At 60.3% G+C, this 14,659-nt stretch carries 9 protein-coding genes; 1 reads left to right on the top strand and 8 read right to left on the bottom strand.

The genetic code is table 11. The features are described 5' to 3' along the window. Positions 1-8: 8 nt before the first annotated feature. Positions 9-4,754, bottom strand: coding sequence for a glutamate synthase large subunit (gene gltB, locus PL599_RS12560; protein ID WP_269823828.1), 4,746 nt, complete (start codon positions 4,752-4,754; stop codon positions 9-11). Positions 4,755-5,124: 370 nt separating this feature from the next. Here gltB and PL599_RS12565 point away from each other — a divergent pair, with 370 nt between their 5' ends. Continuing rightward, entirely contained in the window at positions 5,125-6,177 is a 1,053-nt protein-coding gene (locus PL599_RS12565; RefSeq protein WP_077983514.1) for a threonine aldolase family protein, read from the top strand. A 30-nt stretch (positions 6,178-6,207) separates the two neighbouring features. Here the strand turns inward: PL599_RS12565 and PL599_RS12570 are convergent, their stop codons facing one another. From PL599_RS12570 to kdpF, 7 genes are read right to left on the bottom strand one after another with little or no spacing between them, the layout of a single operon-like run. Next, positions 6,208-6,897, bottom strand: coding sequence for a response regulator transcription factor (locus tag PL599_RS12570; protein ID WP_077983515.1), 690 nt, complete (start codon positions 6,895-6,897; stop codon positions 6,208-6,210). Between the two features lie 48 nt (positions 6,898-6,945). Then, positions 6,946-9,648: a sensor histidine kinase gene (locus tag PL599_RS12575; RefSeq protein ID WP_142913485.1), complete on the bottom strand. Its 2,703-nt coding sequence runs from the start codon at positions 9,646-9,648 to the stop codon at positions 6,946-6,948. Positions 9,649-9,703: 55 nt separating this feature from the next. Then, complete coding sequence (gene kdpC, locus PL599_RS12580) at positions 9,704-10,270, bottom strand: potassium-transporting ATPase subunit KdpC (RefSeq protein ID WP_269823829.1); 567 nt, start codon at positions 10,268-10,270, stop codon at positions 9,704-9,706. Between the two features lie 12 nt (positions 10,271-10,282). Next, the gene (gene kdpB, locus PL599_RS12585) at positions 10,283-12,367 is read right to left on the bottom strand and encodes a potassium-transporting ATPase subunit KdpB (protein ID WP_269823830.1); all 2,085 of its coding nucleotides are present in this window, start codon (positions 12,365-12,367) and stop codon (positions 10,283-10,285) included. Between the two features lie 44 nt (positions 12,368-12,411). After that, a complete protein-coding gene (locus tag PL599_RS12590; RefSeq protein ID WP_269823831.1) occupies positions 12,412-12,576 on the bottom strand; it encodes a hypothetical protein in 165 nt (54 codons plus the stop codon). A 9-nt stretch (positions 12,577-12,585) separates the two neighbouring features. Next, on the bottom strand, positions 12,586-14,289 hold the full coding sequence (gene kdpA, locus PL599_RS12595; RefSeq protein ID WP_142913486.1) for a potassium-transporting ATPase subunit KdpA: 1,704 nt from the start codon (positions 14,287-14,289) through the stop codon (positions 12,586-12,588). Between the two features lie 34 nt (positions 14,290-14,323). Next, a complete protein-coding gene (gene kdpF, locus PL599_RS12600; protein WP_003506089.1) occupies positions 14,324-14,413 on the bottom strand; it encodes a K(+)-transporting ATPase subunit F in 90 nt (29 codons plus the stop codon). Positions 14,414-14,659 lie beyond the last annotated feature (246 nt).

Genomic DNA, 14,659 nt, shown 5'->3' on the forward strand with positions numbered 1-14,659 from the left:
GTGGCGGATTACTCCGCCGCCACGCCCATGCGCATGCGCTCCATTTCCTCAAGCGCACGACGGTATTCGACCGGCATGACCTTGCGGAATTTCGGACGGAACTCGCTCCAGCGGTCGAGTATATCCTTGGCGCGTGCAGAGTTGGTGTAGTGGAAGTGATTGGAAATCAGCTGGTAGAGCCGCTCCTCGTCGTGACGCGTCATGTCCTCGGAAACGTCCACACGTCCCTTGTGCATGAGGTCGCCGCCGTGATGGTGCAGCTTTTCCAGCATGTCGTCTTCTTCCGGAACCGGCTCCAGCTCGACCATGGCCATGTTGCAGCGGGTGGCAAAGTCGCCCTTCTCGTCGAGAACATAAGCCACGCCGCCGGACATGCCGGCCGCGAAGTTACGGCCCGTCTCGCCGAGCACCACGACAATACCGCCCGTCATATATTCGCAACCGTGGTCGCCGACACCTTCGACAACCGCGACCGCGCCGGAGTTGCGCACTGCAAAGCGCTCACCCGCAACACCGCGGAAATAGCACTCGCCGGTGATGGCGCCGTAAAGAACGGTGTTGCCGACAATGATCGAGTTTTCCGCGACGATACGGGTGTTTTCCGGCGGACGCACGATGATGCGGCCACCCGAAAGACCCTTGCCGACATAGTCGTTGCCGTCACCCACCAGATCGAAGGTGATGCCGCGAGCGAGAAACGCACCGAAGGACTGGCCCGCCGTACCGCGCAGCGTCACATGGATCGTATCGTCCTTGAGACCCTTATGGCCCCAGCGCTTCGCCAACGCGCCCGAAAGCATGGCACCGGCGGAACGATCGACGTTCTTGATCGGTACTTCGAAGACCACGGGCTCGCGGTTTTCCAGCGACGGCAGAGACTTCTCGATCAGCTTGCGGTCGAGAATGTCGTCGATCGGATGCTTCTGGCGTTCGGTCCAGAAGGTCGCTTCCTTGGGAGCCTCGACCTTGTGGAAGATGCGGCTGAAATCCAGCCCCTTTGCCTTCCAGTGCGCCAGCATCTCATCCTTTTCGAGCAGTTCCGAAGCGCCGATGATCTCGTCCAGCTTGGTCACGCCCAGGGAGGCGAGGATTTCGCGCACTTCTTCGGCAACGAAGAAGAAGTAGTTGATGACGTGTTCCGGCGTGCCCTTGAAGCGCTTGCGCAGAACCGGGTCCTGCGTCGCGACGCCCACGGGGCAAGTGTTCAGGTGGCACTTGCGCATCATGATGCAGCCGGCCGCAATCAGCGGCGCGGTTGCAAAGCCGAATTCATCAGCACCCAGAAGCGCGCCGATGATGACGTCGCGGCCCGTTTTCAGACCACCATCCACCTGCAGCGCGACGCGCGAGCGAAGACCGTTCAGCACCAGCGTCTGCTGGGTTTCGGCAAGGCCGATTTCCCATGGTGAACCCGCGTGCTTCAGCGACGTCAGCGGCGAAGCACCCGTGCCGCCATCGAAACCGGAAACGGTGATATGGTCGGCGCGCGCCTTGGCGACACCGGCCGCAACCGTCCCGACACCGACTTCCGACACCAGCTTTACCGAAACATCGGCTTCCGGGTTGACGTTCTTCAGGTCGTAGATCAGCTGCGCCAGATCTTCGATGGAATAGATATCGTGATGCGGCGGCGGCGAGATGAGACCGACGCCCGGTGTGGAGTGGCGGGTCTTGGCAACCGTCGCATCCACCTTGTGGCCGGGCAGCTGGCCGCCTTCGCCGGGCTTGGCACCCTGCGCGACCTTGATCTGAAGCATATCGGCATTGACCAGATATTCCGTCGTCACACCGAAACGACCAGACGCGATCTGCTTGATGGCAGAGCGTTCCGGGTTCGGCTTGCCATTGAGCAACGGCAGATAACGGTCGGATTCTTCGCCGCCCTCACCCGTGTTGGACTTGCCACCAATGCGGTTCATGGCGATGGCGAGCGTCGTATGCGCCTCGCGGCTGATGGAGCCGAAGGACATGGCGCCCGTCGAGAACCGCTTGACGATGTCTGCCGCGGGTTCGACCTCATCGATGGAAACAGGCTTGCGACCGAGCGCTTCCGCAGACTTGATGTTGAACAGGCCGCGAATGGTGTTCATGCGCAACGCCGTCTCATTCACCATGCCGGCAAATTCGCGGTAGCGGTCCTGGCTGTTGCCGCGCACCGCATGTTGCAGCGAGGCAACCGCATCCGGCGTCCAGGCGTGGCTTTCGCCGCGCATGCGATAGGCATATTCACCGCCGATATCGAGCGTATTGGCAAGGATCGGATCCTTGCCGAAAGCCGCCGTGTGGCGCGCCACGGTTTCTTCGGCGATTTCCGTCAGGCCCACACCTTCGATGGAGGTAGCGGTGCCGAAGAAATATTTCTCGACGAATTGCGACGACAGACCGACGGCATCGAAAATCTGAGCGCCACAATAGGACTGGTAGGTGGAAATGCCCATCTTGGACATGACCTTCAGGATGCCCTTACCGACAGCCTTGATGTAACGATAAACGACTTCGTCGTCGGACACTTCCTTCGGGAAGGCGCCGTGCTTGTGCATGTCGAGAAGTGTATCGAAGGCGAGATAGGGGTTGATCGCCTCCGCGCCATAACCGGCGAGCAGGCAGAAATGGTGGACTTCGCGTGGCTCACCGGTTTCCACGACGAGGCCAACCGAGGTGCGCAGACCCTTGCGGATCAGGTGATGGTGCACGGCGGCCGTCGCCAGAAGTGCCGGGATCGCGATGCGATCAGGGCCAAGCTGGCGGTCGGAAAGTACGATGATGTTGTAACCGCCACGAACGGCCGATTCCGCCCGCTCGCAGAGGCGGTCGAGCATTTCGGGCATACCTTCCGCACCGCGCTCCACATCATAGGTGAAGTCGAGCGTCTTGGTATCGAAGCGGTCTTCCGTGTGGCCGATGGAACGGATCTTTTCCAGATCGCCATTGGTCAGGATCGGCTGGCGCACTTCCAGACGCTTGGCGCGGGCTGCCCCTTCGTGATCGAGCAGGTTCGGGCGTGGACCGATGAACGAGACGAGGCTCATGACGAGCTCTTCGCGAATCGGATCGATCGGCGGGTTGGTGACCTGCGCGAAGTTCTGCTTGAAATAGGTGTAAAGCAGCTTCGACTTGTCCGACATGGCCGAAATCGGCGTATCGGTACCCATCGAACCGATGGCTTCCTGGCCGGTCGTCGCCATCGGCGACATCAGGAGCTTGGTGTCTTCGCTAGTGTAACCGAAGGCCTGCTGACGGTCGAGCAGCGACACGTCGCGGCGCAGCGCGCGCGGCTCCACCGGCTTCAGATCCTCAAGGATGAGCTGGGTGCGGTCGAGCCAGCTACGATACGGATGCTTGGCGGCAAGCTCGTGCTTCACTTCCTCGTCGGAAACGATGGAGCCCTTTTCCATATCGATCAGCAGCATCTTGCCCGGCTGCAAACGCCACTTCTTGACGATGCGCTCCTCCGGCACCGGCAGCGTGCCGGCTTCGGACGCCATGATGACACGGTCGTCATCAGTGACGAGATAACGCGCCGGGCGCAGACCGTTACGGTCGAGCGTTGCGCCGATCTGCTTGCCGTCGGTGAAGGCGACGGCAGCCGGACCGTCCCACGGTTCCATCAGCGCTGCATGATATTCGTAGAACGCCTTGCGTTCGGCGGACATGGACTGGTTGCCGGCCCAGGCTTCCGGGATCAGCATCATCACGGCATGGGCCATGGAATAACCGCCGCGCACGAGGAACTCGAGCGCGTTGTCGAAGCAGGCCGTATCCGACTGACCCTCGTAGGAAATCGGCCAGAGCTTGGAGATGTCATCGCCGAACAGCGCGGAGGAAACCGACGCCTGACGCGCCGCCATCCAGTTGACGTTGCCGCGCAGCGTGTTGATTTCGCCGTTATGGGCGACCATTCGGTAAGGGTGCGCCAGTTTCCAGGACGGGAAGGTGTTGGTCGAAAAACGCTGGTGCACGAGGGCGACAGCGGATTCGAAGCGCGGATCGGCGAGATCCTTGTAATAGGCGCCCACCTGATAGGCGAGGAACATGCCCTTGTAGACGATGGTCGAGGAGGAGAGAGAAACGGGATAGAAATCCTGCGTTTCCTTGCCGCCGCCCTCGTCATAGATGCGGTTGGAGAGAACCTTGCGGATCAGGAACAGCTTGCGCTCGAAATCGGCATTGCTCGCGGCATCGCGGCCGGCGCCGATGAAGACCTGCACGTGGTGCGGTTCGGTCGCGGCGATATCCGGCGCCTTGGAGAGCGAGGAATTATCGACCGGCACATCGCGGAAGCCGAGGAACTGCTGCCCCTCTTCGCCGATAACGTCGACGATGACCTTCTTGTAGTGCTCGATGCGGGAAGGATCGCGCGGCATGAAGATATGGCCGACGGCGTATTCACCCGCCTTCGGCAACGTCACGCCCTGCGTCGCCATCTCCTCACGGAAGAAACGATCAGGAATCTGCACCAGAATGCCCGCACCATCACCCATAAGCGGATCAGCGCCGACAGCGCCACGATGCGTGAGGTTTTCCAGGATGAACAGGCCGTCCTTGACGATCTGGTGCGACTTTTGGCCCTTCATATGGGCAACGAAGCCGACGCCGCAGGCATCATGTTCATTAGCCGGATCGTAAAGACCCTGCCTTTCCGGCAAACCGCCCGCGAAACGCGCTTTCGCAGAAACGGGCGCGGCCGCAGCCGCGGTGGGACAGTCTGTGGTCAGGGTGGCGGCGGCGATGTTCGCCTGCGGCTTGTTCGTCATTTGTGTCCCTCCTGCAAAATTACTTGCATGGTTTCATGCGAAGATCCGGCTCGACACGAATTTTCGCTTCCCGCAAAACTCGCATTCAACCCGGCTTTGGTCAATTTAGGACAGCAAAGCTGTCTCAATTCAGTAGGATTTTGGCAGAAACGGGCGGATTTAGCAAGGGTGCGAATCCAATTAGTGAAAGCCGCATTTCGCAGCGAAGTTTCGATACTGACCTATTGCGCGAAACTTTCTTGTCGCAAAGCAGGTCGACCCGTTGCTTTCATTACCGGATTTGCCAATCTCAATGTTCCGACCTAGAACTTTCCCCGTTATCGCTTCGAACAGCCCGAACAGAACCTCAGCTATCGGAAAGCCTTCAGAGATGTTTTTTGCTTCAGACAATTGGGCTGGCGCCCATCCGGCCGTCAACGAACGGCTTTCGCGGGAATCCACACGCTTTGCCGCGGCTTATGGCACCAGCGAACTCGATCTTTCCATCGAAAAGCGCTTCAACGAGATTTTCGAACGCGAAGTCGCGGTGTTTTTCGTCGCGACCGGCACGGCGGCCAATTCGCTCTCGCTGGCCAGCATCGCCCGCGCCGGCGGCCTGACCTTCTGTCACTCCGAAGCGCATGTGATCGAGGACGAGTGCGGCGCGCCGGATTTCTTTTCCGGCATGCGCATGGTCGCCGTCGAGGGGCCGAACGGCAAGATGCTGCCGGAGAACCTCATTGAGCGTATTGCGCGTTATCCGCAGGATGCCGTGCATCACGGCCGCGCCGCAGCCATCACCATGACGCAGGCGACCGAGGCCGGCACGGTCTACACACTCGATGAAATCGATGCCATCGCCAAAATCGCAAAAGACAATGGCCTGCCGCTGCATATGGATGGCGCGCGTTTCGCCAATGCGCTGGCCGCACTCGGCACCACACCCGCCGAAATGACCTGGAAACGCGGCGTCGACGTCCTGTCTTTCGGCGGCACGAAAAATGGCTGCTGGTGTGCGGAAGCGATCGTCTTCTTCGATCCCTCGCTCGCCAGGGATTTCTCCTTCCTGCGCAAGCGCACCGCCCAGCTTTTCTCGAAATCGCGTTTCATCGCCGCGCAATTCGAGGCCTATCTGCAGGACGACCTCTGGCTCGGTCTCGCCAGCCACGCCAACGCCATGGCCAATCGTCTGCGTGCCGGTTTCGCTTCGCTGAACAGCGCCCGCCTTGCATGGCCGACTCAGGCCAATGAAGTTTTCGCTATTCTTCCAAAGGCCGCCGCAGAAGCCGCCACGGCAAAGGGTGCAAAGTTCTATGACTGGCTGGAGCCGCGCGATATGCCGGAAAATGTCGGCAAGGACGAAGTGCTGATCCGCATGGTCACGAGCTTTGCCACGACAGAAGCCGATGTGGACGAATTCCTGTCGATCTGCGCCGCCGTTTAAACTATCGCAGGGCGTCGCCTTGCGGCGCCCTCACACCTCCTGCAGCCGGTAACCGACACCGGTTTCCGTCAGGATATAGCGCGGCTGATCCGGGGTTTTTTCGATCTTCTGCCGAAGCTGGCGCACATAGACGCGCAAATATTGCACGTCGGTCAATTCGTCCCACACATGTTCAAGCAGGAAACGATGGGTCAAAACCTTCCCGGCATGCTGCACCAGAACCCGCAGGATGTCATACTCCTTGGGTGAGAGCTTCACCTCCCGGTCCTCCACCTTGACGATACGCCTGACCAGATCGACGGAAAGATCACCGGTCTGAAACACCGGCCTCTCCCCCTGGCTTTGCAGACGATGGCGCAGGGCGACACGGATGCGGGCGACGAGTTCGTTCATGCCGAAAGGCTTGGTGATGTAGTCATCGGCCCCCAGCTCCAGCGCCTTGACGATACCCGCCTCATCCGTGCGGCTGGAGAGGATGATGACCGGCAGCGCCAGCCCTTCGCCGCGCCATTTCGCCAGAAGATCATGCCCCGACATATCCGGCAGGCCGAGATCGAGAACGACGAGATCGGGCTTGTCCTCGCTGACCAACTCCATGGCGACCTTGGCATTCATCGCCTCGCTCACCGCATATTCTTGGGTCGACAGCCCTACACGCAAAAGCTTGCGGATCGGCGGTTCGTCGTCGACGATTAGAATACGAACGGCGGAATTGGTCATTCCCGATCTCCTTCAGCGGCATGATCGCTTGTCGTCGGCAATCGCGCCTTAATCATGATCGATCACCGGAGCTCCGGAGGAAATCGGCAGACTGACGGTAAATTGCGCACCGGTACGGCCTGACCTGTTTTCCGCGTGGATCGAACCGCCCATGGCCTCGATAAACCCCTTGCAGATGGATAGTCCCAGGCCGGTTCCGGCCTGCACATGATCCGCCTTGCGCACGCGGTAGAAGCTGTCAAACACCCGCTCCGTATCGTCAGGTGGAATACCCGGTCCCGCATCGGCCACGGAGAGGAAGATATTCTTGCCCTGCCGCCAGCCGCGAATCTCGATGGCGGTATGTTCGGGAGCGTATTTGGCGGCATTGTCGATGAGATTGAACAGGACCTGTTCGAAAAGCACGGGATCGACCTTCAGCATCGGCAGGTCGGAGGGAATATCCAGAACAATCTCATGCCTGGCGACGATTTTGGCGGCGCGCGACAGCGCGGTTCCAACCATATCGCCCAAGAAATGCAGACCGTAATTCGGCTCCATCGCGCCCGAGCCGATCCGCGTCATATCAAGAAGATTGGAGATGAACCGGTTCAGCCGCTCGGATTCCTCAATGATCGTCGAAAGCAGTTCGGCGCGCGCATCCGGCGGGATGTCCTCGGCGAAATCCTTCAACGTTCCGGCCGAACCCAGAATGGCCGCAAGCGGTGTTTTAAGGTCGTGGGAAATGGACGTCAGGAGCGCGGTGCGCAGCCGGTCGGTTTCCGCCGCAAGCCTTGCCCGGTCGACATCCGAGACAAGCTGGATTCGCTCGATAGCGAGCGCCGCCTGATCGGCCAGGGCATCGAACAGCCGCTGCTGTTCCGGCGTCAGAAGCGGACCGAGCCGGTCATCGTCCAGTCCCACCACGCCGACGGCGCCGCTGCCGGTGCGCAGGGGCAGGTAAAGACGTTTGGCGCCAGGAAGCGTATCCGCGCCCCTGCCAGCGGCCTTGTTATGTTCCCAGGCCCATTGCGCGGCGGCAATATCGGCATCCCCCAGCGTATCGTCCGGCGGATATCCCGCCTTGACCATGATCGTATTGTTTTCCGGTAAAAGCAGAACGATCCGAACCTTCAGCATCGAGGCCATCTGGAAAGCAGCCGCCCACAGCACGTCGTCCAGCGTTCCCGTCACCGAAAGCTTCTTGGAGAACAGATATAAATCTTCCGTCGTTCGCGCTCTTGCCCGCGCGGCGGCGGCCTGTCTTTGCACGGCCGCCGTGAGATTGGAGGCGACAAGCGCCACGCCGAGATAAAACAGCAGCGCCACGACACTTTCCGGATCGCGAACAGTCAGGGTGTAACGCGGCTCGAGGAAGAAAAAATTGAATGCAAAAGCGCCGAGCAGGGAAGCATAAAGCGCTGGCCCCAGCCCGCCGCGTACGGCGGCGGCCAGAACCGCCATCAGGAACACCAGCGCCAGATTTCTGACATCGAGTGTCTGGTCCAGCACGATGCCGGCCACGATCGCCAAACCGACGAACAGGGTGCTGTTAAGATAGGGTCGTATAGAAGGATGCGATTGCGCCGAGGCCGGCTTTGCGGCCTGGCCCAGTTTCTCTTCTTTTTTATCGCCGGAAATGACATGAACGCTGATATCGCCCGCATGGTCGATCAGATCATGCGTCAGCGAACGCTGAAAAATCCGCTGCCACCAGGATTTTCGCGGGCGGCCGATGATGATGTGGGTGAAATTATTGGCGTTGGCGTAGGAGACGATTTCCCGTGTGAGATCAAGCGCCGGCAGGGTCACCGTCTCGCCGCCGAGCTGCTGGGCAAGCCGCATCGCGCCGGCCAGCCGGTCCTTCTCCAACTCTGACAATTGTTGCGAACGCGGCGTATCGAGATGCAGTGCCGTCCAGGGCGCGCGTAGGCGATCCGCCTGCCGGCGGGCATAACGCACCAGCCCCGGGCCGTTGCTGCCATGGTCAAGGCAGACCAGAACCCTGTCTCCTGCCGCCCAAGGGCCGGAAATGGCGTGGGACTGCATGTGGTTGAGCAATTGCTCATCCACCCGTTGCGCGGTGCGCCGGAGCGCAAGCTCCCGCAGCGCCGTCAGATTGCCGCGCGAGAAATAATTCTCGATGGCACGCCGGGCGGTGCGGGGCAGGTAAACCTTGCCATCCTGCAGCCGTTTGATCAGATCGTCTGGCGTAATATCGATTATTTCGACATCGTCGGCCCGGTCGATGATGCTATCGGGCACCGTTTCACGAACACGGATGCGGGTGATCTGCGCAACGACATCGTTCAGGCTTTCGACATGCTGGATGTTCAGCGTCGTATAGACGTCGATTCCCTGCGCCAGAATTTCCTGAACGTCCATGTAGCGCTTGGGGTGGCGGCTGCCGGCGGCATTGGTGTGGGCAAGTTCATCGACCAGAACCAAGGCGGGACGACGGGCGAGAATGGCGTCGAGATCCATCTCCTCCAGCGTCTGGCCGCGATAGTCGATGCGCTTTCGCGCAACGATCTCGAAGCCCTGCACCAGCGTTTCGGTTTCCTTGCGGCCGTGCGTTTCCACAACGCCGATGACGGTGTCGACACCATCCGCGAGCTTCGCACGGCCGGACATCAGCATTTCATAGGTCTTGCCGACGCCGGGCGCCGCCCCTAAAAAAATCTTCAGCCGGCCCCGCGCCTCGCGCCGGGCGTGTTCCAGCAGCGCATCGGGCGATGGTCGGCTTGGCATATTGCTGATATCGTCAGGCATTGAACCCACCAGTGGTCGAGGCTATGGCTTGCGAACAAGCCATAGCCATTTCAGTTCATGAGCCGGCTGCGTCAAGAGCCATGTTGAGCGCCAGCACATTCACGACCGGCTCTCCCATAAATCCGAGTTCCGGTCCTTCCACATGTCGTTCTACGATAGCGCGAAGTGCGGCCTCATCCATGCCCCTTGCCCTGGCGACACGCGGAACCTGGAAATAGGCGGCCTCTGGCGAAACATGCGGATCAAGGCCGCTGCCCGAGGCCGTCACCAGATCGGCCGGCACCTCAGCTGTCGGATTTTCGGTTTTCGCCGCCTCGTAATCCTGCTTCACCCGGTCAATGAGCTTTGCGCTCGTCGGACCGAGGTTGGAGCCGGAAGACGAAGCAGCATTGTAGCCGTCGCCGGCGGCCGACGGCCTGCCATGGAAATATTTCTCGCCGGTGAAAGCCTGCCCGATCAATTGCGATCCGACGACAGTGCCATTCTTCTCGATCAGGCTGCCATTGGCCTGAACGGGAAAGATCGCCTGTGCGAGGCCCGTCATGCCCAGCGGATAGGCGAGGCCGGTGATGGCCGTGGTGGCAAGGATCAGCACCAGTGCGGGACGAAACTGTCTAAACATTGTCTTTACTCCTCAAGCAAGACCGAGCGCCGTAATAGTGAGGTCGATGGCCTTGATGCCGATGAAGGGAACGATGATGCCGCCGAAGCCATAGATGACCAGATTGCGCGACAGCAGCGCGCCCGCGCCGATCGGCCGATATTTGACGCCTTTCAGCGACAGCGGGATCAACGCGATAATGATGAGCGCGTTGAAGATGATGGCAGAGAGGATGGCGCTCTGCGGTGTCGAGAGCCCCATCACGTTCAGGACGCCAAGCTGCGGATAAAGCGCCAGGAACATTGCCGGGATGATGGCAAAATATTTTGCGATATCGTTGGCGATGGAGAACGTCGTCAGCGCACCGCGCGTCATCAGCAATTGCTTGCCGATTTCGACGATCTCGATGAGCTTGGTGGGGTCGCTGTCGAGATCGACCATATTGCCCGCCTCACGTGCAGCCACCGTGCCGGTATTCATGGCAACGCCGACATCGGCCTGCGCCAGCGCCGGCGCGTCGTTGGTGCCATCGCCGCACATGGCGACAAGCTTGCCCTTGGCCTGTTCCTCGCGGATAAGCTCCAGCTTGTTTTCCGGTGTCGCCTGGGCGAGGAAATCATCGACGCCGGCTTCCGCTGCGATGGCGGCGGCCGTCATCGGATTGTCGCCGGTGATCATCACGGTGCGGATGCCCATGCGCCGAAGCTCCGCGAAACGCTCGCGAATGCCACCCTTGACGATATCCTTCAGCTGCACGACGCCGAGCAGCTTTCCATCCCGCACGACGGCGAGCGGCGTGCCGCCTGTCTTGGCGATCTCTTCCGCAATTGTCCGGATGCCGCGTGCGGCGTCCGTTTCGGTTTTGACGGCAACCGCCGCATTGCCCTGTTGCGAAGCGCCGCCGTTGACGTAGGCGAGAACGGCGTCGACTGCGCCCTTGCGGATGGAGGAGCCCTCAAAATCGACACCGCTCATGCGGGTCTGGGCGGTGAAGGGTACGAAATTCGCATGCAGTTTCTGCATGTCACGGGCGCGGATGCCGTATTTTTCCTTGGCGAGAACCACGATGGAACGGCCTTCCGGCGTTTCGTCGGCAAGGGAGGCAAGCTGCGCTGCATCGGCCAGTTCCTGCTCGGAAACGCCTGCAACGGGACGGAATTCGGTTGCCTGCCGGTTACCAAGCGTGATGGTGCCGGTCTTGTCCAGCAACAACGTATCCACATCGCCGGCCGCCTCGACGGCGCGGCCGGACATGGCGAGCACGTTGAAACGCACCAGCCTGTCCATACCGGCAATGCCGATGGCGGAGAGAAGAGCACCGATAGTGGTGGGGATAAGCGTCACGAACAGCGCCACCAGCACGATGATGGGGATGGAACCGCCGGCATAGGATGCAAAGCTCGGAATGGTCGCGGTGGCCAGCACGAAAATCAGCGTCATGCCGGCGAGCAGAATGTTGAGCGCGATCTCGTTCGGCGTCTTCTGGCGTTCAGCACCCTCAACCAGCGAAATCATCCGGTCAAGGAAGGTGGAGCCCGCAGCGGCCGTGATGCGAACCCTGATCCAGTCCGACAGCACCTGCGTACCGCCGGTGACGGCAGAGCGATCACCGCCGGATTCACGGATGACGGGAGCGGATTCGCCGGTGATTGCCGCCTCGTTGACGGAGGCGACACCTTCGATGACCTCTCCGTCGGAGGGAATGATATCGCCGGCCTCGACGAGAACGACATCGTTCACCTTCAGGCCGGCGCCCGCCACCATCTTATACTGGCTGCCGTCATCGCCGGTGAGCAGTTTCGCCTGGGTTTCGGTGCGGGTCCGGCGCAGTGAATCCGCCTGCGCCTTGCCGCGCCCTTCGGCGACGGCTTCCGCGAAATTGGCGAACAATACGGTGAACCAGAGCCAGAGATTGATCTGGAAGGAAAACCCGAGATTGTCGCCACCCATGATGAAATCGCGGATGAACAGCACTGTTGTCAGCACCGACACCGTCGCGACCACGAACATGACCGGGTTGCGGGCCAATGTGCGCGGATTGAGTTTTTTGAATGCGGCGGCGATGGCCGGAACGAGAATGCGAGAATCAAGGATGCTCGCTTGTTTGGACTGGCTCATGAAGAGGCTCCAGCGTTTGAAACGGGGCGACCGATAAAGATCGATCAGCCCGTGATAACTTCGAGAGCGACGACGGCGGCGACAAGAGACGCCATCATCGCGAGAATGACATTGGAAGCGCACCAGCCGCCGGGCGTCGCGCTCCCCCTGCCGGGAGCGCCTTTCCGGATGGAAACGACGCGGTTACTTCGGGATTTGTCGTCGTTCATGGCATCACCTCAGAAGACCTGGCCTACCGCCATCGCCAGATGTTCGGCAACGGGGCCGAGTGCCAGCGCAGGCAGGAAGGTAAGGCCGCCGACAATCAGGATCGTGCCGACCAGCAGACCAACGAAAAGCGGGCCATCCGTCGGGAAGGTGCCAGCCGAGGCCGGAACGGTCTTCTTGGCGACCAAGGAACCGGCAATGGCGAGTGCTGGAATGATAACCAGAAAACGGCCCATCAACATGCCGAAACCAAGCGTGATGTTGTACCAGGTCGTATTGCCGGTAAGCCCGCCGAAGGCGGAGCCGTTATTGGCGGCCGCCGAGGTATAGGCATAGAGGATTTCGGAGAAGCCGTGCGGCCCCGCCGTTCCTATCGACGCCACGGCCGAAGGCAGAACAGTGGCCATTGCCGTGAAGAAAAGCATGGCGAGCGGCAGGCAGAGAATGGCCAGAACCGCCATCTTCATTTCCTTGGCCTCGATCTTCTTGCCGAGATATTCCGGCGTCCGCCCAACCATCAGCCCTGCCACGAAGATGGCGATGACGATGAAGAGCAGAATGCCGTAAAAACCCGCGCCGACACCGCCGACGATCACTTCGCCCAGTTGCATATTGATAAGCGGGATTAGACCACCCAGCGCCGTGAAGCTGCCATGCATGGCATTGACCGCACCGCACGAGGCCGCGGTGGTGATGACCGCGAAGAGCGACGAGAGCGCCACGCCGAAACGGGCCTCCTTGCCCTCCATATTGCCGCCGGCAAGACCGAAGCCATGCATCAGCGGATTTCCAGCCGCTTCCGCCCAATAGGTGACGGCGACGCCGGCGATGAACAGCACGCCCATGGCGGCGAGGATCGCCCAGCCCTGACGCTGGTTGCCGACCATGCGGCCGAAAACATTGGTGAAGGCTGCCCCGATGGCGAAGATCGACACCATCTGGATCATGTTGGAAATGGCGTTGGGGTTTTCGAACGGGTGCGCGGAATTGGCACTGAAGAAGCCGCCGCCATTGGTGCCCAACATCTTGATCGCCAATTGCGACGCCACGGGCCCGACGGCAATGGTCTGCTTTGCGCCTTCCAGCGTCTGCGCATTCACATAGGCGCCGAGCGTCTGTGGCACGCCGAGCCAGACGTAAACGAGGGTCAGCACGATGCAGAAGGGTAAAAGCACGTAGAGGGTCGCGCGGACCATATCCACCCAGAAATTGCCGATCGCCTTGCCGGAAGCACGCGAAAAAGCGCGGATGAGGCCGATGGCTATGGCCATGCCTGTTGCGGCAGAGACGAAGTTCTGCACGGTGAGACCGGCCATCTGGGTCAGATAGGACAGGGTGCTTTCCCCGCCATAGTTCTGCCAGTTGGTGTTGGTGACGAAGCTGACCGCCGTATTGAAGGACAATTCAGGCCCGACGGCCGGCATCGCCTGCGGATTGTAGGGCAGCACGGCCTGAAAGCGCATCAAGGCGTAAAGCAGGGCAAAGCCGAAGAGGTTGAAGAGAAGCATGGAGAAAGCATAAGTCGTCCAGTGCTGTTCCTCGCGCTCGCTTGTTCCTGCAAGGGCATAGAGGCCACGCTCTACGGGTGCGATAACCGGCGACAGCAGGGTGCGGTCGCCATTAAAGACGCGCGCCATATAGAAGCCGAGCGGCTTCACCAGCGCAAAAATGATCCCGCAAAACAGCAGAATCTGAAACCATCCATTGAGGGTCATGGTACTTTAACTTTCAATAGCCGCCGCTTCCCGATCAGAAGCGTTCGGGGCGAATGAGAGCATAGGTGAGATAGGCGGCGATAAAGACCGTGACAGCACCGCTCAAGATATAGTCGAATGTCATCGCAGCCTCCGTCTAAAGCCGGTCGCAGGCACGCGTATAGGCAAAGCAGAGGGCGAAAAACACCGTGGCTGCACCAATCAGAACAACATCCATCATCGATGGGACTCCTTTTTAATCGAGGAGCCGTACAGGAAGAAAAGCGCCGTCATGTGGGACGTCGCTTTTCAATCTTTCTGGCTGGAAAGGGAACACCATCCCTTCCCGAACAGAAGAATGCACCCGAACCGCATAAAGGTTCGAGACGGC

This window comes from Agrobacterium sp. ST15.16.055, assembly GCF_027956555.1.
Classification (GTDB): Bacteria; Pseudomonadota; Alphaproteobacteria; order Rhizobiales; family Rhizobiaceae; genus Agrobacterium; species Agrobacterium salinitolerans.